General features: G+C 60.3%; 18 protein-coding genes. 5 read left to right on the forward strand and 13 right to left on the reverse strand.

All coding sequences use genetic code 11. From position 1 onward, the window contains the following. Nucleotides 1–4 precede the first annotated feature (4 nt). The gene (ruvA, locus tag ACR0J5_RS09445; RefSeq protein ID WP_480652635.1) at nt 5–682 is read right to left on the reverse strand and encodes a Holliday junction branch migration protein RuvA; all 678 of its coding nucleotides are present in this window, start codon (nt 680–682) and stop codon (nt 5–7) included. After that, nucleotides 679–1176, reverse strand: coding sequence for a crossover junction endodeoxyribonuclease RuvC (gene ruvC / locus ACR0J5_RS09450; RefSeq protein WP_480652636.1), 498 nt, complete (start codon nt 1174–1176; stop codon nt 679–681). Before ruvC ends, ruvA begins: the two co-directional genes overlap by 4 nt. Nucleotides 1177–1508: 332 nt before the next feature. On the opposite strand from ruvC, the gene ACR0J5_RS09455 reads away from it, so the two are divergent. Continuing rightward, on the forward strand, nt 1509–1721 hold the full coding sequence (locus ACR0J5_RS09455; protein ID WP_480652638.1) for a DUF1127 domain-containing protein: 213 nt from the start codon (nt 1509–1511) through the stop codon (nt 1719–1721). A 98-nt stretch (nt 1722–1819) separates the two neighbouring features. On the opposite strand, the gene ACR0J5_RS09460 is transcribed toward ACR0J5_RS09455, so the two are convergent. The 4 genes from ACR0J5_RS09460 to ACR0J5_RS09475 all read right to left on the reverse strand — a co-directional run bounded on the left by ACR0J5_RS09460 (nt 1820) and on the right by ACR0J5_RS09475 (nt 6738). After that, the gene (locus ACR0J5_RS09460) at nt 1820–2176 is read right to left on the reverse strand and encodes a hypothetical protein (RefSeq protein WP_480652640.1); all 357 of its coding nucleotides are present in this window, start codon (nt 2174–2176) and stop codon (nt 1820–1822) included. A gap of 93 nt (nt 2177–2269) precedes the next feature. Further along, nucleotides 2270–3142 carry a 50S ribosomal protein L11 methyltransferase gene (locus ACR0J5_RS09465; protein WP_480652642.1) on the reverse strand — a complete coding sequence of 291 codons (873 nt, stop codon included), beginning with the start codon at nt 3140–3142 and terminating at the stop codon, nt 2270–2272. 64 nt (nt 3143–3206) lie between these two features. Continuing rightward, the gene (locus ACR0J5_RS09470) at nt 3207–4439 is read right to left on the reverse strand and encodes an MFS transporter (protein WP_480652644.1); all 1233 of its coding nucleotides are present in this window, start codon (nt 4437–4439) and stop codon (nt 3207–3209) included. A gap of 73 nt (nt 4440–4512) precedes the next feature. Further along, nucleotides 4513–6738 carry a primosomal protein N' gene (locus tag ACR0J5_RS09475; RefSeq protein WP_480652646.1) on the reverse strand — a complete coding sequence of 742 codons (2226 nt, stop codon included), beginning with the start codon at nt 6736–6738 and terminating at the stop codon, nt 4513–4515. A gap of 59 nt (nt 6739–6797) precedes the next feature. Here ACR0J5_RS09475 and fsa point away from each other — a divergent pair, with 59 nt between their 5' ends. The 3 genes from fsa (at nt 6798) to ACR0J5_RS09490 (ending at nt 9272) form a co-directional block, all read left to right on the forward strand. Next, nucleotides 6798–7451 carry a fructose-6-phosphate aldolase gene (gene fsa / locus ACR0J5_RS09480; RefSeq protein WP_480652648.1) on the forward strand — a complete coding sequence of 218 codons (654 nt, stop codon included), beginning with the start codon at nt 6798–6800 and terminating at the stop codon, nt 7449–7451. Between the two features lie 196 nt (nt 7452–7647). Beyond that, nucleotides 7648–8355, forward strand: coding sequence for a DUF484 family protein (locus tag ACR0J5_RS09485; protein ID WP_480652650.1), 708 nt, complete (start codon nt 7648–7650; stop codon nt 8353–8355). After that, nucleotides 8352–9272, forward strand: coding sequence for a tyrosine recombinase XerC (locus ACR0J5_RS09490; protein WP_480652652.1), 921 nt, complete (start codon nt 8352–8354; stop codon nt 9270–9272). The genes ACR0J5_RS09485 and ACR0J5_RS09490 overlap by 4 nt, the downstream gene beginning before the upstream one ends. On the opposite strand, the gene ACR0J5_RS09495 is transcribed toward ACR0J5_RS09490, so the two are convergent. Then, nucleotides 9273–9767, reverse strand: coding sequence for a hypothetical protein (locus tag ACR0J5_RS09495; protein WP_480652654.1), 495 nt, complete (start codon nt 9765–9767; stop codon nt 9273–9275). Between the two features lie 255 nt (nt 9768–10022). Here ACR0J5_RS09495 and ACR0J5_RS09500 point away from each other — a divergent pair, with 255 nt between their 5' ends. Continuing rightward, nucleotides 10023–10736, forward strand: a complete 714-nt coding sequence (locus ACR0J5_RS09500; protein ID WP_480652656.1) for a CDP-alcohol phosphatidyltransferase family protein — start codon at nt 10023–10025, stop codon at nt 10734–10736. Here ACR0J5_RS09500 and ACR0J5_RS09505 read toward each other — a convergent pair. From ACR0J5_RS09505 to ACR0J5_RS09530, 6 genes are all read right to left on the reverse strand, one after another. Next, the gene (locus ACR0J5_RS09505) at nt 10721–11188 is read right to left on the reverse strand and encodes a hypothetical protein (protein WP_480652658.1); all 468 of its coding nucleotides are present in this window, start codon (nt 11186–11188) and stop codon (nt 10721–10723) included. The two genes, ACR0J5_RS09500 and ACR0J5_RS09505, sit on opposite strands and share 16 nt — an antisense overlap. Before the next feature lie 76 nt (nt 11189–11264). Next, entirely contained in the window at nt 11265–11720 is a 456-nt protein-coding gene (locus tag ACR0J5_RS09510) for a methylated-DNA--[protein]-cysteine S-methyltransferase (RefSeq protein WP_480652660.1), read from the reverse strand. A gap of 71 nt (nt 11721–11791) precedes the next feature. Beyond that, the gene (gene ileS, locus ACR0J5_RS09515) at nt 11792–14704 is read right to left on the reverse strand and encodes an isoleucine--tRNA ligase (RefSeq protein ID WP_480652663.1); all 2913 of its coding nucleotides are present in this window, start codon (nt 14702–14704) and stop codon (nt 11792–11794) included. 165 nt (nt 14705–14869) lie between these two features. Beyond that, complete coding sequence (locus ACR0J5_RS09520) at nt 14870–17563, reverse strand: DUF2339 domain-containing protein (protein ID WP_480652665.1); 2694 nt, start codon at nt 17561–17563, stop codon at nt 14870–14872. Nucleotides 17564–17648: 85 nt separating this feature from the next. Then, on the reverse strand, nt 17649–18128 hold the full coding sequence (locus ACR0J5_RS09525; RefSeq protein WP_480652904.1) for a DUF2269 family protein: 480 nt from the start codon (nt 18126–18128) through the stop codon (nt 17649–17651). Next, nucleotides 18128–19426 (reverse strand): SDR family oxidoreductase, encoded by a 1299-nt coding sequence (locus tag ACR0J5_RS09530; RefSeq protein ID WP_480652666.1) that lies wholly within the window; start codon nt 19424–19426, stop codon nt 18128–18130. Before ACR0J5_RS09530 ends, ACR0J5_RS09525 begins: the two co-directional genes overlap by 1 nt. Nucleotides 19427–19497: the final 71 nt, after the last annotated feature.

A 19497-nucleotide genomic window follows, 5' to 3' on the forward strand; every position in this document is an offset into this window, starting at 1 on the left:
TCACTTAGCCTTTCGGTGCCAGCAGCTTGAGCGCCGCGCGGATCAGTTCGGCTTCACCTGCGTCCGGCAAGCTGGCAGCCGCTTCGGCCACGGCCGAGGCCGCCTCGGACGGGCCATAGCCCAGATTTGACAGCGCCGACAACGCACCAGCCGAAGCCGCCGCATTGCCCGATGGCGGTTTTGGTGCACGTTTGGGTGCGGACACAGGCTCGGCCAGTTCAACGACCTCAAGCTCTGATCCGTCCAGCGCCTCGGTCACAGTCCCGCCCATCGCCATCACTCCGGGCGCCTTGTCCTTGAGATCCAGCACAATGCGCTGCGCCGTCTTTGGCCCCACGCCCTTGGCGGCCTTGACCGCGCCCCAGTCACCCAGGGCAATTGCACGGCTGACCCCGTCCGGCCCCAGCGCAGACAGAATGGCCAGCGAAACCTTGGCCCCGACCCCTTGAACCGAACACAGCAGACGATGCCATTCCTTCTCGACCAGAGACAGGAACCCATACAGCTGCATCAGGTCTTCGCGCACGACCATGTCGGTGTAGATCGAGACCGCCTCACCCACACCCGGCAGCGCTGCCATGGTCCGGTCCGAGCAAAAGACGATATACCCAACCCCCCGTACATCGATCAGCACGTGATCCGCAGCGCGATAGTCCAGCCGCCCGGTGAGTTTTCCGATCATGCCCGCACCTCTTTTATCCGCGCCTGAGGCGCTGCACCGTAATAGGAATGGCAGATGGCAATGGCCAGCGCATCCGCCGCATCCGCGCCTTTGGGCTGACACCCCGGCAATTGCAGTTTGACCATATGCAGGACTTGCTCCTTTTCAGCATGTCCCACGCCGACGACGGTTTTCTTGACCCGGTTGGGCGCATATTCCCCTACCGGCAACCCGGCCTGCGCCAGCGTCAGCAACGCCACCCCCCGCGCCTGCCCCAGCTTGAGCGTCCCGGCCCCGTCCTTGTTCACAAAGGTCTGTTCAATGGCCGCCTGATCAGGGCAAAACTCCGCGATCACCTCGACAATCTGATTGTGCAGGGACAACAGCCGCTCGCCCAGATCGTCGCCATCTGACTTGCATAGCCCGTTGGCCACATGGCTCAGGCGGCTGCCATGCGATTCGATGACGCCCCATCCCAGGGTTCTAAGCCCCGGATCAATGCCCAAAATCCGCATATTGTGCCTCGCCCTGCTCGGGTTTTTGTGATCTTTCTTTCCGATTAGCACGAAGCGTGAACATTTTCCAACCGAATTGAACAAACGTCAGAAAACGACAGACCTATTCTCGCGGCGACAAAATGATCTGTTTGCGACTGCAGAAAGTCTGATTTCGACATGTTTTTGAACGAAAAATGGCCAATAAATTAGGCATTTTAACGGTTTTTTACCCATGCGAAAAACGCATGTGTCCTATGCGTTTTTCGCTCTTGCTTTGGCAAATCCGTATCACTAGATGCCGCTCAGATCGAAGGATCAGAAACGTAACACTAACCAGAAGGACATAGGATATGGCTGCACTGGACACCACCCGCATTACCACTGGCTCGTTCGGCCTTGTTAGCCGTATCGGCGCCGTCTTCGCATCGGTCGTGAATGCCGTTGTCGAATGGAATGACGCCCGCGTCACGCGCAATGTGCTGAATGGTCTGAGCGACCGCGAGCTGGAAGATATCGGCATGTGCCGCGGCGATATTGACGTCGTTGCAGACGGTGGTCGCTAAGGTTTAACCACCACTCACTTGCCCTGTTCTCCCTCGGGGCACGAAAAACGCCGCGCAGCCATGGTTGCGCGGCGTTTTTTTTGGAACTGTATTTTCAGTTACAGAAGAAACTTGTTGATCTGGGCCGCAAAAAACTCGGATGCCGGGTCGATTTGCATAACCCATGCGCCGGCTTTTTCAACGGCTGTGCCCTCTGCCAATGCATCGATGCGATATTGGTAGGATGTCGCGCCGAGGCTTGTCAGCAAAAAGGTCTTGAACGCAAACAAGCCAACAAGACACACCAGCAATGCCTTTACGGGCAAAGCAGATTTCACCCGCTGCGGTTTCATGACCACAAGCCCGTCTTTGCGCATGGTCGCACGATAGCCACGGCTGAGCTTTGCGTGTTTCTTGTTCAGGCGATGAACGCGCTGATTAAATTCAACATGTTTTGTCGTCATGGCAGCCTCCAAAAAACCGCCCCCCTTTTCCACAATTAGACGGTAGGTACATATTGCGACAAAAAAGAGGCAAGAATCCACGAAACTCCTGCAAATGGTCTAATTTTAGCCCTGTTTGCTTAAGATTAGCGTCGTCCATTCACCAATCTGGGTTTCTTTAGCCAAATTGAAGCCGTTTTGGAGATAAACCGAGACCACGTCTTGGGCCTGCTCATTGAGGATTCCCGACAGGATCGCATAGCCGCCTGCTCGCAGATTCGCTGCAATTTCGGGGGACAGGGTGACCAATGGACCTTTGAGAATATTGGCGAAAATCAGATCGTAGGGCGCATGGGATTGCAGGTCGGGATGATCGAATCCGGCGGCCTCGACACAGTGAACCTGACCCGCCATGCCGTTGGCTTTCAGGTTCGCGACAGCCACATCGACGGCCACTTGGTCGATGTCGCTGGCGATGATGTCACCGTCCCACACCCGCGCCGCCGCCATCGCAAGTACAGCGGTGCCGCAACCGATATCGGCCACTTTGGTCGCCGAAAACCCATCGTCCAGCAAATGATCCAGCGCCTTGAGGCATCCCAGCGTGGTGCCATGGTGCCCCGTTCCAAAGGCCATCGCGGCCTCGATCAACAGCGGGATGCGCCCATCGGGCAGTTTGTCCGCGTCATGGCTGCCGTAGACAAAGAACCGGCCAGCTTCAACCGGGGCCAGTTCGCGGCGCACATGAGCGACCCAATCGGTTTCGGGCAGTTCCGAGACGACAAAGGGCTTGGCCTCAAATGCAGCGGCCAGAACCGCCAGCGCGGTCTCATCAGGAGTTTCGGTAAAATAGCCGCCCACTTCCCACAGGCCCGAGCCGTCCTCGACCTCGAACACGCCAACGCCGGTGGGTTCGGGATCCAGACGCTCCATCGCTTCGCCCAGCCCTTCGGCGGCTTTCTTCCCGGTCAGGGTGGTCAGGGCAGTGAATGTGGGCATGGGGGCCTCCTGTCTCAGTTGAAACAGCGCCTAGGCCCATGAACGGGCAAGGTCAAGCGCTGGCTTATTCGGCAGGGGCAGGCGCGTATTTCGACAGGATGGTTTCATTGCCTGGTTCAGGATGACGCGGGATCAGCAGGGACAGCGCCAGCGACACCATCGCCATCGCAGCCGCCAACCCAAAGACCGCGCCGGGCGAGACGACCCATAGCAATCCAAGCAGAGCGGGCAGGAACACCGCAGCAATATGGTTGATGGTAAAGGCCACAGCAGCCGTGGGCGCGATATCCGCCGGGTCGGCAATTTTCTGGAAATAGGTCTTCAGCGCCAGCGCCAGTGCAAACAGCACATGGTCGATCACATAAAGGATCGCCGCCAGCACCACGCCCCAACCGAACCAGTAGATGCCACCATAGGCTGCGAAAACGATGGCCAGACCGGCATATTCAAAGATCAGCGTGCGGCGTTCCCCGAACACGGACACGGCTTTGCCCAGCATGGGCGCCGCAGCCATGTTGATCACAAGATTGATCAGATAAAGGCTGGTGAGCTCATGCACCTCGAACCCGAATTTCTCGACCATCATAAAGCCTGCGAAAACGACGAATATCTGCCGCCGCGCGCCCGCCATGAATTGCAACGCGTAATACAGCCAATAGCGTTTGCGCAGGATCAGTTTCTTGGTCTGCGGGGTCGGCGCGTTGAATTGCGGATAGGCCAGCAGACAGAACAGCGCCAACAGGGCCGTTACGCCGCCTGCCGCCATGAAGACGAAATTATAGGACAGGTCGAACCGATCCCATGTCAGCACGATCAGGCCATAAACCACAGCTGTCGCCGCCGAACCCATGGCCACCAGCCAGCCCAGCACCTGCGGCGCCCGATCCTTGGGCAACCACTGTAATTGCAGCGACTGGTTCACCGTTTCATAGTAGTGAAACCCGATTGAGCTGAACAAAGTAACAAACAGCAGCCCACCCAGACTGGGGAACCACGCCGTGACCGCAGTGGCGACCCCCAGCATCATCAGCGAGATCATGGCCAGAACCTGCTCGCGCACGAATATGATCACCGCAATCACGCCGACGGCCAGAAAACCCGGTATCTCACGCACCGTATGAAGCAGGCCGATATCCGCACCGTCGAAATTCGCCACCTCGATGACAAAGTTATTCAGCAGCGCGCTCCATGCGTTGAAGGCAATGGGCATGGTCAGCGCCATCACGAACAAGAGCGTGATGGGCCTGCGCCAGAACGGAAGGCTCTGCGCCTCGGAAAGCGGCATGGGTTTCAGCATGGGACCTGCTCTACGCCCATTTTCGCGATTTGACGAGAGGGTAGGCGCACAGCGGCTCTGCGCTGATGCAGGGTCAGTAGAAGCTCTGCGGGTCGATGTCCACGGTCAGACGGATATCGCCCTTCAGGCGCAGGGGCGCGATCCAGCGGGCGATGGCGTCCTGAATCGGCGCGCCTTTCGGGGCTTTGACCAGCAGGCGCACCCGATGCCGTCCGCGTATCCGTGCAATCGGTGCAGGGGCAGGGCCAAAGACCTGCGCATCGATCTCGCGCAAGGGTGCGTCGTTGCGCGCCATCGCGTTGCCGATGTCAAAGACCGGGCCAACCTCGGGGCCGGACAGCACAATCCCGGCCATCCGCCCGTACGGCGGCACGCCTGCGGCCTGACGCCCGGCGGCTTCGGCCTTCCAGAACCCTTCCTCATCGCCTGACAGGATCGCACGGATCACGGGATGCTCTGGTTGAAACGTCTGCAGCAGAGCCTGCCCCGGCTTGTCCGCCCGCCCGGCCCGGCCCGCAACCTGCCGCATTAGCTGGAATGTGCGCTCTGCCGCCCGCAGGTCCGCCCCGTGCAACGACAGGTCGGCATCGATCACCCCAACCAAAGTCAGCTTGGGGAAGTTGTGCCCCTTGGCGACCAGTTGCGTGCCGATGACGATATCCGCATCTCCCTGGGCAATCTCTTCGATCTTGGCCTTCAATGCACGGGCTGAACCGAACAGATCAGAACTGAGCATCGCGATCTTGGCCTCGGGGAAGGTCGCCTCGGCCTCCTCCGCCAGCCGTTCTATCCCCGGCCCGACCGGAGCCAGCTTGCCCTCGACCCCGCAGGACGGGCAGGTGTCGGGCATCGGCTTGGTCTCGCCGCATTGGTGGCACATCAGACGTTTGAGAAACCGGTGTTCAACCATCCGCGCATCGCAATGGTCACAGGCAATCTGCTCACCACACGCCCGGCACAGTGTCACCGGCGCATAGCCCCGGCGGTTAATGAACAGCAGTGACTGCTCGCCGCGTTCGATCCGCTGCCGCACCGCCTGCCGCAGCGACGGCGAAATCCATGTCCCGGGCTGCATCTGCTCGGCCCGCATGTCGATAGGCTTCATCTCGGGCAGCACCGCCGCCCCAAAGCGCGAGGTCAGGTCAAGCCGCTCATACTTCCCGGCCTCAGCATTCGCCCAGCTCTCCAGCGAGGGCGTCGCACTGGCCAGAACCACCCGCGCGCCGCAGATCGAAGACCGCAGAACCGCCATATCCCGCGCGCTGTAGTGTACGCCGTCTTCCTGTTTGTAGGATGTATCGTGCTCCTCATCCACGACCACCAACCCCAGATCGCGAAACGGCAGAAACAGCGCGGACCGGGCGCCAACGACCAGTTGCGCATCCCCCTGCCCGACCATCCGCCAGACCCGGCGGCGTTCGGTCATGGTCGCGCCCGAGTGCCATTCGGCTGGCCGCGCCCCAAACCGCGCCTCGACACGCGTCAGGAATTCGGCGGTCAGGGCAATCTCGGGCAGCAGAACCAGCGCCTGCCGCCCCATGCGCAGGGCTTCGGCGACGGCCTCAAGGTAAACCTCGGTCTTGCCCGAGCCGGTGACGCCCTTCAGCAGCGTTGTCCCGTAATCCCCGGTCCGCTGCCCCGCCTGCAGGCGCGCCACTGCCGCCGCCTGATCCTCGGTCAGCGCTTTCCCGGGCAATTCCGGGTCCAGTCGCGGATAGGGCAGATCCCGTGGGCTGTCCTCCTCGCGCACTGCACCTTGCTTGACCAGCCCCTTGACGACCGAGGACGTCACCCCGGCCTGCTCGGCCAATTCCTTCAACGTGAACGCCAAACCGCCATAGTCGCGCAGCACTTCAAGCACGCGGGTCCGCGCATCAGTCATCCGGTCCGGCTCTGCACGGCCCAAACGATAGATTTTCCGCATCGAGGGCGGATCGCCCAGCCCCGGCGCGCGCGTCGCCAGCCGCAGCATCGCAGGCATCGGCGTCAGCGTGTAATCGGCCACCTTGCCCAGAAACAACCGCATCTCTTCGCGCATCGGCGCGACCTCAAGCACCCGGATCACCGACCGTGCTTTGGCCAGATCAAAGCCCCCCAGCCCCGGCCCCCAGACCACACCCAAGACCTTGCGCGGCCCCAAAGGCACTTCGACAAACGCGCCCAGAAAACACCCGCCCTCGGGCGCTTTGTAATCCAGCGTCCGGTCCAGCGGCTGTGCGGTCAGCACCGCCACCAGTTCACCGTGGTCGAAATACTCCTGTACGCGCACCGCATATCCTTGGGTCGGGGGTTTCAGCATCGGTGTTATTGGGGTAAAGCCATCCGCGACCAAGGCCAACCCATCAAAGGACTGCCCTCATGAAATTCTTCGTAGACACAGCCGAGATCGACGCCATCGCCGAACTGAACGATCTGGGCATGGTGGACGGCGTCACCACCAACCCCTCGCTGATCCTGAAATCGGGCCGCGACATTCTGGAAGTCACCAAAGAGATCTGCGATCTGGTCGACGGCCCCGTCTCCGCCGAAGTGGTCGCGACCGAAGCTGACGACATGATCGCCGAAGGCCGCAAGCTGGCCCAGATCGCGCCCAACATCGCCGTCAAAGTGCCGCTGACCTGGGCGGGCCTGAAAACCTGCAAAACCCTGTCTGACGAAGGCCAGATGGTCAACGTGACCCTGTGTTTTTCAGCCAACCAGGCGCTGTTGGCCGCCAAAGCGGGCGCAACCTTCATCTCGCCCTTCATCGGGCGTCTGGACGATATCAACCTGGATGGCATGGAGCTCATCGCCGATATCCGCCAGATCTATGACAATTACGGGTTCGAGACCGAAATCCTCGCCGCCTCGATCCGCACCGTGAACCACGTGACCGACAGCGCACGCATCGGTGCCGACGTGATCACCGCCCCTCCGGGCGTGATCAAGAAACTGGCCGATCACCCGCTGACCGACAAAGGTCTGGAAACCTTCTTGGCCGACTGGGCCAAGACCGGTCAGAAAATCCTCTGATCTCTTGAGCGACCGCGCGGTGCCGTCAGGCGCCGCGCCCGGCCCAACAGCTAAATGCTGATCACTGATCAGTGTTTCGCTGGCGGGAGCTTTCCCGACACAGCCCCGTACGAAATCCACTTTTGCTTGCATTTTTCCCAAGGCAATTGCCGCGACCCGTGTTATAAGGCGGCCAACAAAAAAAGACGGACGGGACATGAGCAGCAACACCAAACTCAAGGACAATCTTCGCGCCGCGATTCTGGCCGAACCAGATGCCGTTCTGGACGACAAGGATCTGATGCTGGCGCTTGTCACCGCAAACGAACAGGCGCGCGGCGACAATGTCATCGACCTGCGCGGCATCGCCATGCAGCGGCTTGAGGCGCGGCTGGACCGGTTGGAAGACACCCACCGCTCGGTCATTGCGGCGGCCTATGAAAACCTTGCAGGCACCAACCAAGTTCACCGCGCCATCCTTAGGCTACTGGAACCGGTCGAGTTCGAGGAGTTTTTGCGCACGCTTGGCGGTGAGATCGCCGAGATCCTGCGTGTGGATCATATCACTCTGGTTCTGGAAACCACCGCTTTGCAGGAAGACCCGGCAATCGCAAAGCTGGGCGGCGTGCTGACGGTGGTCGAACCCGGAACCGTCGACGCCTATCTCAGCCAGGATCGCGGCGGCCCTGCCCGCGAGGTTGTTCTGCGCCCCGCAGTAAACCCCAGCCCGCGCATTTTCGGCCCTGAAGCCAACCAGTTCCGGTCCGAGGCCTGCCTGCGGCTGAACCTTGGCGAAGGTCGTTTGCCCGGCATGATCGTCATGGGGGCCAAGGACGCCAACCACTTTACGCCGCAACTGGGCACGGATCTGCTGTCCTTCTTTGCCGGCGTGTTCGAACGGTCTATGCGTCACTGGCTGTCATGAGCCTGATCTCCCCAGCCTGCCGCGATGCGTTGCAGCATTGGCTGGACAGTCTGGGGGCCTTGGGCGGACGATCCGAGAATACGCAAAACGCCTATCGCGGGGATGTCACAGAATTCCTGGCTTTCATGACCCTGCATTACAGCGAAAGGCAGGGGTTGGCCGCGCTGGCACGGATCACTGTGTCTGACATGCGCGCCTGGATGGCCGATCAGCGGGCCTCGGGCGTCGGTGCGCGGTCGCTGGCGCGCAAACTCTCAGCCGTCAAAAGCTTTTACCGCTGGCTGTCCGAACGCGAAGGGTTCGAACCCACCGCAGTTCTGTCGACGCGCGCGCCCAAATTCACCAAGAAACTGCCGAGACCTCTGGCAGAAGACGCCGCCCGCGCCATGATCGAAACGGTCGAGCTGCAATCGACCAGCGATTGGGTCTCGGCCCGCGACGTCGCAGTCGTCACGCTGCTTTATGGATGCGGTCTGCGTATTTCCGAGGCGCTGTCACTGACCGGCGCCGACGCCCCGTTGCCAAGCACGCTGCGGATCATTGGAAAAGGCAACAAAGAACGGATCGTACCCGTTCTACCTGCCGCACGCTCTGCCGTCGATCACTACCTGCAGCTCTGCCCACATCCGCAAGCCAACGACAAAGCTCTGTTTCGCGGGGTCCGCGGCGGCCCGTTGAATCCACGCGCCATCCAGGGGGTCATGGCCAAGGCCCGGATGCAGCTTGGCCTGCCTGCGACTGCAACGCCCCACGCCCTGCGCCACAGCTTTGCCACCCATCTGCTGTCTGCCGGCGGTGACCTGCGCGCCATTCAGGAGCTTTTGGGCCATGCTTCACTCTCCACGACACAGACCTACACGGCCGTGGACACCGCGCGGTTGATGGAGGTTTACAACCGCGCGCATCCCAAGGCCTAGTTACTCGATATTGAGCTTGATCGCCTTGTACCCGTAGGCATCACCTTCCTTCTCGCCAGCCACTGATCCGGCCACAGCACCACCGATCACACCGCCGACCAGAATACCCGCGCCGATCGCGTTGGCCTGACGGTTATCGGCCGACAGGTTGGCAGGTTTCACAGTCTTGGTGTGGGTCTTGTCATCCACCAGACAGTTTACCTCAATCGGCTGTGTCCCTTTGCCATAGCTGGGAAGGTTCACGATGCTCGGCGTGGTCACTTTGGCGTCAAACCCCTTACCGACCAGTTCACAGACAGCCGGAATGCTGGAGTTTCCGTCGCGGGAAACGCGCACACTGGTTGCACGGAACCCGACCACATCCTGCTCTGCCTGCTCCGAGGCGAAGTTGACATTCGCTGCATGATCTTTGGCTTTCAGGATTTTATCCGACTTTGTCGCACAGGCCGCGCAGGCCAGAGAAAGAACAATAGTCGAAAGTGGTGCAATTTTCATTTTAGATGTATTCCGTCGTTTTCTTCTTGATAGTTCAGCGCATAATTACTCAACCAAAGGCGAGCAATTCGATACTTCCCTCGCGTTAAAGGTTACTAAACGGATGCGACGGGAATATCACAGAATCTGAAACCACGCCTCATATTCTGCCCTAAGCGCATTTTGAAATGCTCAATCCCAAGCCACCCCACGGTTAGAACTGCCGCCTTGGCTTTTTGCTTTGCATCTGGTCAACGCATCGGTCATGACACACGCATGACACTTAGATTCAAAGCTCTTTCCGTTCACCTCTTCACTGCAACAGGCGCTGTGTTCGCGATGCTGGCCATGCTGGCCGCTGTCGAAGAAAAATGGAGCCTGATGTATCTGTGGCTGGTGGTGTCGTTCATCGTGGACGGCATCGATGGCCCCCTGGCGCGCCATTACCACGTGAAAAAGAACGCGCCGGAATTTGATGGCGTGTTGCTGGATCTGATCATCGACTATCTGACTTATGTGTTCATCCCGGCCTTTGCCCTGTTCAAATCGGGGCTGATGGATGGCTGGACTGGCTGGTTCGCGATTATCGTTATCACTTTCGCCAGCGCGATGTATTTCGCCGACACGCGTATGAAGACAAAGGACAACTCCTTTTCCGGGTTTCCTGGTTGTTGGAACATGTTCGTCATTGTGGTTTTCGCGCTGGAGCCGAATTTCTGGGTAATCCTGCTGCTGGTCTCATTGCTGTCGCTTGCAATGTTCCTGCCGCTGAAATTCGTGCACCCGGTGCGCACACAGCGCTGGCGCGCAATCACACTACCGATGGCCCTGGCCTGGACCTTTTTCGCGGGCTGGGCCGCATGGGTTGATTTCCATCCGGAAAGCTGGGCCCATTGGGGGCTGGTCATCACCAGCCTGTATCTGGTGTTCGCAGGAATTGCGCAGCAGATCATTCCGCAGCGCAAAAGCGCAGCTTACAGAACCTCCTGAACCTCGAACTCGGTCCCGTTATGGGTAAAGACATCGCCTTCCTGCAGCCCGACCATGGCCAAATAAATCGGGCTTTGGGTTGAGATGCCCATATAGGTCTTGCCATCCACATCAAAGCGGGTGGTCGAGACACAGACGACAAAGCGCCGGTTGTTGAATTTGACCACAGCCCCGGGTTGCACCGTTTTGGTGACACTGAAATCGGTGTTTTCAATTACATCAATCTTGGCGTGATGCGCATGAACCGGCGCATCAAAGGCCGCCGCCAGATCCGCATTCTCGCGCGAGGCGGCAATGTCATCCTTGTCATGGCCTTCCCGGTCATCCAGCTGAGAATCCTTTAGAAACGCATCGTAATGGGCTTGCGCGGTCGCCAACTCCTGTTCTTCCAAAGACATCAGTCGGTCAATGATAGCCTTTTTAGTTGTGGCCGGGTCTGTCTGAGCGGTCATGAAATCGGGTCCTTTGAATTCTCGATATGATACAAATTGGGCTTCGCACGCCGGGATTGCAATAGAATTCCAGACCTTAGATCAGCAAACCCGCCGCCCGTTCATGCCGCAACAGGGCCACCTTGGTTTCAATACCGCCGTCACCAGAGAACCCGCCCAGACCATTCGCTGCAAGCACGCGATGGCAGGGAATGATCACCGGAATGGGATTCGCGCCACAAGCCTGCCCGACTGGCTGGGGCGGCTGTCCCAACTCTTTGGCGATCTCTCCGTAGGTGCGCGTCTCACCCAACGGAATCGCAAACATCAGATCGCAGACCTGCCGCTGAAAATCTGACCCGGCCACGCGATACGGCAGGTCGAACCTGTCTAGCTGCCCCAGATCATAGGCTTGTAACTGAGCTGCAGCCTCTCGCAACAGGGGCGTGACGGGGCCATCATCCACCCCATTCCACACAAGGCGCGTGATGGCCCCGTCGGTCTCTTCGACTCCAAGTCGACCAAACTGAGTTTGCACGGCGATCGTAGGCATGGGCGCAGGTTTTCAGATCGCCCGGCCCTGCGCAACGAAAAACCCCCGGCGGTTGGGCCGGGGGTTTGATCTTAGCTCAGCGCCTCGTCGCAGCGTCCGCAGACGCCTTCGTGGGCGTGGCGGCCCACATCGGGAAGGATTTTCCAACACCGTTGGCACTTGTCGCCCTCGGCCTTTTCGAACACCACGGCTACGCCTTCGATTTCCGGCACGCGGAACGCCTCGGCCGGGGCTGGATCACCCGTTACGGTCAGGCCCGAGGTGATGCACATGTCATCTACATCAAAGGTCGATAGCAGATCGCGGGTTTCCTGATCTTCGACATAGACGATGGGCGCGGCCTCAAGGCTGGATCCGATGACCTTGTCCTGGCGCTGAACCTCCAGCGCGGCAGTCACCGCGCGGCGAACACGGCGGACCTTGGCCATCGCGGCTTCCATCGCTTCGTGACGCCAATTCGCAGGCGTGTCGGGGAAGTCCACCAGATGGACCGAGCTGTCATCACCGGGGAACCGCTCCAACCAGACTTCTTCCATGGTAAAGACCAGAACCGGGGCCAGCCATGTGGTCAGGCGGTGGAACAGGATGTCTAGCACGGTGCGCGCCGCGCGACGGCGCAGGCTGTCACCATCACAGTACAGCGCATCCTTGCGGACGTCGAAATAGAACGAGGACAGATCGACCGTGGCAAAAGTGAACACAGCGCTGAACACGCCCTGGAAATCGAACGCGGCATAGCCCTTGCGGACCTGTTCATCCAACTCGGCCAGACGGCTAAGGACCCAGCGTTCCAGACGCGGCATATCCTCGGGCGCAACCCGATCCGCCTCAGAGAAATCAGCCAGCGAACCCAGCATGAACCGCATCGTGTTGCGCAGACGGCGATAGCTGTCGGCGGTGCCTTTCAGGATTTCCGGCCCGATCCGCTGATCGGCGGTATAGTCGGTCTGGGCCACCCACAGGCGCAGAATGTCGGCGCCGTATTGCTTGACGACCTCTTCCGGCACAATGGTGTTGCCCAGCGATTTGGACATCTTGTTGCCCTTGGCATCCAGCGTAAAGCCGTGGGTCACAACGTTCCGATAGGGCGCACGGCCCTTGGTGCCGCAAGCTTGCAGCATCGACGAATGGAACCAACCGCGGTGCTGGTCGGTGCCTTCCATGTAGACGTCGGCGATGCCGTCTTCGGTGCCGTCCTCACGGTCGCGCAGAACGAAAGCGTGGGTCGAACCCGAGTCGAACCACACGTCCAGCACGTCGAACACCTGATCGTAGTCTTCCGGGTTGGCGATGCCGTCCAGGATCGCTTCTTTGAAGCCGTCTGTGTACCAGACATCCGCGCCGTCCTTCTCGAAAGCCGCCTTGATGCGGGCGTTGAGTTCTTCGTTGCGCAGCAGGTAATCCGCGTCGGTTGGCAAAGCCCCCTTCTTGGTAAAGCAGGTCAGCGGCACGCCCCAGGCGCGCTGGCGCGACAGAACCCAGTCCGGGCGGGCCTCGATCATGGAATACAGACGGTTGCGACCGGTCTGCGGCGTCCATTTCACCAGTTCATCAATCGATCGCAGGGCACGTTCGCGGATGGTGTCGCCCATCTGTCCCATGCCATCGTCCAGCTTACGGTCGACCGAGGCGAACCACTGCGGCGTGTTGCGATAGATGATCGGCGCTTTCGAGCGCCAGGAATGCGGATAGCTGTGCTTGATCTTACCGCGCGCCAGCAGCCCGCCGACCTCGACCAGCTTGTCGATGATCGCCTTGTTCGCGTCACCTTCACCGCCCTTGCGGGACAGGATGTATTTGCCGCCAAAGAACGGCAGATCAGCGCGGAAGCTACCATCGTCCATCACATTGTAGGTGATGACCTGCTCCAACATGCCCAGATCACGATAGAGTTCGAATTCTTCCATCCCGTGCGAGGGCGCGCAGTGAACGAAGCCAGTGCCTTCGGTGTCGGTCACGAATTCAGCCGCGCGGAAATCGCGGATGTCATCCCATTCGCCATTGCCACCCTCGGCCCCGGCCAGCGGGTGGGTCAGTTGGACGCTTTCCAACTCATCGGCGGTCACGTCGCGGACACGGGTCCACTGGTCGTCGTTCAAACGGGCGCGGCCTAGCACATCAGCAGCCAGATTGTCCGCCAGCAGGAATTTGTCGCCTACATTGGCCCAGCATTCCTCGGGCGCGCCGGTAACTTCGTAGAGGCCATACGCGATGTCCTTGCCATAGACGACCGCCTTGTTCGACGGCATGGTCCAAGGGGTCGTCGTCCAGATCACCACAAAAGCGTCATCCAGATCACCCGCATTCACCACCTTGAGCTTCACCCAGATGGTGAAGCTTTCCTTGTCGTGATACTCGACCTCAGCCTCGGCCAAAGCGGTCTTTTCAACCGGCGACCACATCACGGGCTTGGACCCTTGATAGAGCGTGCCGTTCATCAGGAACTTCATGAACTCATCGGCGATCACGGCCTCGGCGTGATAGTCCATGGTGATGTAGGGATCGGCCCAGTTGCCAGTGATGCCCAGGCGCTTGAACTCGTCGCGCTGGATATCGATCCAGCCTTCGGCGAACTTGCGACATTCCTGACGGAAATCGACGACGTTCACTTCGTCCTTGTTCTTGCCCTTCTTGCGGTATTGCTCTTCGATCTTCCATTCGATCGGCAAGCCGTGGCAGTCCCAACCCGGCACGTAACGCGCGTCATGGCCCATCATCTGATGCGAGCGCACGATCATGTCCTTGATCGTCTTGTTCAGTGCGTGGCCGATATGCAGGTGACCGTTTGCATAGGGGGGACCATCGTGCAGGGTGAATGGCGTCCGACCCTTTTTCTCACGCAGGCGGTCATAGACGCCGATGGTCTCCCACCGTTCCAGCCATGCGGGTTCGCGTTTGGGCAGGCCAGCGCGCATGGGGAAATCGGTTTTGGGCAGGTTCAGCGTGTCTTTATAGTCAGGTGTCTGGGTGGTGTCGGCGCACATTTGGGGCGTCCTTTGGATGATCTTGTCGTCGTATGGATCGAAGCGGTCGGTGCGAAGTCTCAAACACCTTTGCCCGGCGTCTCAGAGGGTCAGAGCGCCGGGGATATAATTCGAATAATGATGGCCATCCGGTCATACATGGCCGCGCTTATAAGACGCCCGCTCTCAATGGTCCAGAGGTTCCGACCCATGCGGCGAATGGCGCAACTGCGCCCAGCGATTAAGCCACGCCAGACCGGCCAGAGCCAACCCCAAAGCCAGCAGCGAGAACACACGGATCAGTCCGCCAAGCCCGGCAATGTCGATCAGAAACACCTTGGCCACGGCCAGCCCGATCACCGCCAGGCCCACCTTGCGCATCAGATCAGATCGCCGCGCCAGCGACTGGTAGAACAGAACCGCACCGATCCCCAACAAGGCCATGGTATAGGTGTAAAGCTCGGGCTGGGTCACGCCGTTGCCTTCGAACATGCCATCCGCCCCTTGCCAGGCATGGCGGATCATCAGCCCAAGCCACACGGTTGCCAAAGCTGCCGCCAGACCATAGCTGCTGCGCCTCAGCCACAGCGGCGTTGCATGGATACGCCAGACTGAAAAGCCGATAGCCAGTGCAGGCAACAGATAGGCGACAGCAAGCGTGTTCAACACAGGCGGCCCCAGAACTGGTGGGGCAATCGCGCTGAGTAACGGGTTCGCCTCAACCAGCGCCTGAACCAGCCTAAAGAGGCCATGCCCTGCGAAAAACGCCATCAACCCATAACGGGCATAGTTCAGCTTGCCGCCCAGCTCAAACCGCTGCACCTGCGCGAATGCCAGCAGCAGCCAGATGATGGCCAGCAGACCCAGCCCCCAATGGCTGTTGGTTGCGGTGCCTTCACCGAAACTCTGCAACCAGCGCTCCAACAGCAGTGACGCCAGAATGCCCCCGTTCGCCCAGGCCGCGCTTTCCAGCAGCAGGGTGGCGACAGGGCGGTTCATCGACCGGATCAACAGCCACGCAATCACGAAACCCACGGTGGCCGCGCCGTAGACCAGCGCCATCTCGACCACGGGGGCCGTGCTGGCCCAGGGCAACCCGGGGTTCAGCACAAGCCGCACGGTCACAGTGAACACACCGGCCCAGATGAACCAGCTGAGTGGCGGCAATGTGAACTTGCGGTCCAATGCAGCGGCGACAACGACCATGACCACAAAGGCAATCGTCAGCGCCGCTGAGCTGAGCACGATGACGCAGGCAAAGCTTAGGCAGGATAAGGCCGACAGTGTCGCCAGAGACGCCCGCATCCGCTCATCCCCATCAACGCGGGCAAAGCGTTCGGCGAAGATGACCATCAGCACACCCAGCGCAATTGCATGAAGGGCCCAAGGGTATGCGCCGATTGTGTCTGCAGGATTCCAGCCCACCTCAAGCGCGATGGCCAAGGCAGGCGCGTAAACTGCAGCGGCCCCGGCCCAGACCGCTGCGAATCTGCGCGCCCGCATCGACCGCCACGCGGCTGCAACCGAGATCACCGCACCGAATAGGGTCAGGAGTGTCACCACCCATGGATAATCGGCTTCGGCTGTTTCAACATAGGTTTCGACGAATTGACGCAGCGCGCTGCCATTGTCCAACCCGTGCGCCAGAACGAACCAGATCAGACCAAGCGCAGGCAGCAGGGTTGCGTCCTGCAGCGCCTCGGCCCGTCTGCCCCACAGCATCACCCCCAATGCCAGACCCGCCAGTAGGGCAACGCCCAGCCAGAACTCGGCCACGGAATCGGCCCAATGAATTGCCAGAATAACCGAGGTCACGGCAACCGCGCCGAACCCAAGACGCGTTGGAAATTCCGGCCAGACCCCGCCCTTTTTGCGCATAAGGATCTGGCTGATCATGGGGCCGCTGTGATCGGGCCGGATGCGTCTGTTGGGGATGGCGATGGCAACTACTGCTAGGGCGGTGACGCAGATCAGATAATCCGGCTCGGTCAGCGGCGCGGACAGTACCAGCAGCAAACAGGCGCAATAGGCCCCGAACAGCGTCAGAACCGACACCCATGCCCAGCGCCGCACCGTGTCTATGCCCAGCCCCAGCACGGCGATTACGAAGAAATAAGCGTAAAGCCAGCCGGGATCGTCTGACGCTCCGCCAACCACAAACGGTGCGGAAAATGCGCCGATCAAACCAATGGCGGCCAATAGCGGCCCGTGAAACCAACCCAACACCAAGCCCACGAGGGCGATGAGGACCATGGCAGCCAACGCTGCCTCGGGTCCGATCAGATCATATAGCTGCCGCGCGGCCAGAATACCGCCGAACAACGTAACCAGACCCGCCCCGGAAAAGACCGAGGGCAAATAGGCCGTCGCCGCGCTTTCGTCATCGCCAAATTTGCGGCGAATGACCTCTCCGGCCGCGATCAGGGCCACGCCAAACCCCAACGCCGCAAGCACACGCGCGGTTGGCGGCAAAAGGCCGTTTTCCACCCCATATTGCACCAGAAAAATCCCGGCCAGAGCCAGCGACAGCGCCGAGACCACATAGAACCAGTTTTCTCGCAGCCATTTCGTTAGTGTCGAAAGGCGGTCTTCGCGGAACACAATCGCAGCTGGCGGTGATGCCTCTGCCACAGGTTCCACCTTTTGCGGCCTGGACCACGGGGCGGGTTTTGCCGGTGCGTCCGGTTTTTCGGTCGTCTCGCGCGGTTTCGGGTATTCGGGAACACCGGGTGTTTCCAGAAGCTTCCCACCTGTCGCGCGGATTTTATGCTCTAGCTGCTCAACCCGGCGGCGCAAACGCAGGTGAGAAAAAATCAGTACGATGATGGCCACCGGTATGGCCAGCACGATCAATCCGACAAGGACAAGCAAGGATTCCAAAGGGAAACTCCGGGTGGTTGCCGCAACAGGCTATCCGAGCAGCGCAGTGTGCAACAGTCAGAAATCCCACAGGTTTCAGAGATATTCAAACCCAACCAATCGAAGGGCGCGCAATCATCAGCCAGATAATGATCAGCACCGCGGCAAAGGCAGGGAACCCGCACGCAAACCAAATGCGAAACAGCCGGTGATAGGTTTTGGGAAGGGGATGGCCTAAATCAGCCGCCGCTTGCGCCAACGCCCGCAGGCGGAGCTGAATCCAGACCACCGGCAGCCAGAACAGCCCGGCCACAGCATAAAGCGCCAGTGAGGCCATCACCCATCCTTCGGTCAGGGACCATCCCAGCCTCCATGCCAGCAGCCCTCCGGTCACGGGCTGCAGAACAACTGCGGTGGTGGTGAAAAGCAGATCAGCCAGCACGACGATCCCCGCCGTTTGCGCAATGAATCGGGCATCCCCGGTGCGATGCGCCATCAGCATGAAAAACGCGATACCCGCGCCGGTGCCCAGCAGAACACAGGCTCCGATCACGTGCAGCCAGCGCAGGATCAGGTCCGGGTCCATCATCGGCTCTGCAACAGAGGCCACGCGACAAGCGACAAGGTCATCGCCGGCAAGATTTTGACCAACGGGCCCAACGGGTCCAGCCACAGGTCGGGGGTAGAGACACTTGCGGCCAGCACATAGAACAGCGCCACCGCAACCTGCGCCAAACACGCCCGCGCAGCCCAAGGTCGCCATAGGATCGCAAGACCCAGCGCAATATCGACGAAAGACCAGAATAGGACGCTGGCGACGGCCATCGCCATACTCCATCCCGCGCCTGTCAGGATCGCCGCTGCCTTGGAGATACCGATCAACCCGAGCAGGCCGGACAGCAGCCAGAACAGGCTGAGCACAGCGACAACAACCGGCATCAGCAAGGCCATTCGGGCCGCCAGACGATGTTCTCGTGCGCAGGTCAGACTGGCGTAAATCTGTGGTAAGCTGGCCAGCGAGCGGCCCATAGCCGCGCGATAGGGGTGTGGGTCGCCGATCACCCCGTCTGCCATCACCGTCATCGCGTTGCTGCGCAGGGGAGAACGCCACCCCAGATGCCCCAATACATCCGCTATGCGCGCAGTCAGGTCGGTGGCCCAGCCTGGCATGACAACAGTTTTTCGCGCAGGCGGGAATCCCATCCAGCGCCGCGTCTCGGACAGTACGTCAGACAGGGGGAACGGCGTCTCTTCGACCAGATCATAAGTGCCCTGCGGTAAGTCCTGTGCAACGGCTTCGGTCACTGCGCGGCACAGGTCCGGCATGCCGACGCATTGCACCGGGGTCTTTGGATGCGCGATGGGTTGCACCAAAGGGACGGCAGCCAGCATGCGCAGCAACGCCGTGCCGCCATAGTCAGATTGTCCGATCACCAAACCGGGCCGCAATATCCACAAAGGTGCACCACAGGCCCGCAGTGCCGCGTCACCCGCAGCCTTGGTGCGCATGAAATCGGTGTCAGCATCCGCTTCGACCCCAATGGCCGAGATCTGAACCACCGCGATCCCCTTGGCCGCGCAAGCAGCACCCAGCGCCGCAATCGCAGTATGATGCACGGCCTCAAGGTCATCCGCCGGGCCATCCTGCAAAGCACCGGCACAATTGACCACGCAGGCGATGCCTGTCAGCGGAACCTCCCAATCGCTGGGTTGCAAACACGACCGCAGATCGCCTGTCACCCGCCGAACGTCAGGCAGAACCTGCGCCCCAGTCTTGCCACTGCGGACAAAACCCGCGACACGCGCCCCTTCGCCCAGCAACGCGCGCGTCACCGCCGCGCCGATGAAACCGTAAGCCCCCAGAACAAGGATATTTTTATCCACAAGCCGCACTGATCGCTCAATCCGTAAACCCAATCCAGGTCAGCCTAGCCAATGAGGCGACAGTGACCAGC

It is taken from the genome of Ruegeria sp. BE1, assembly GCF_056538885.1.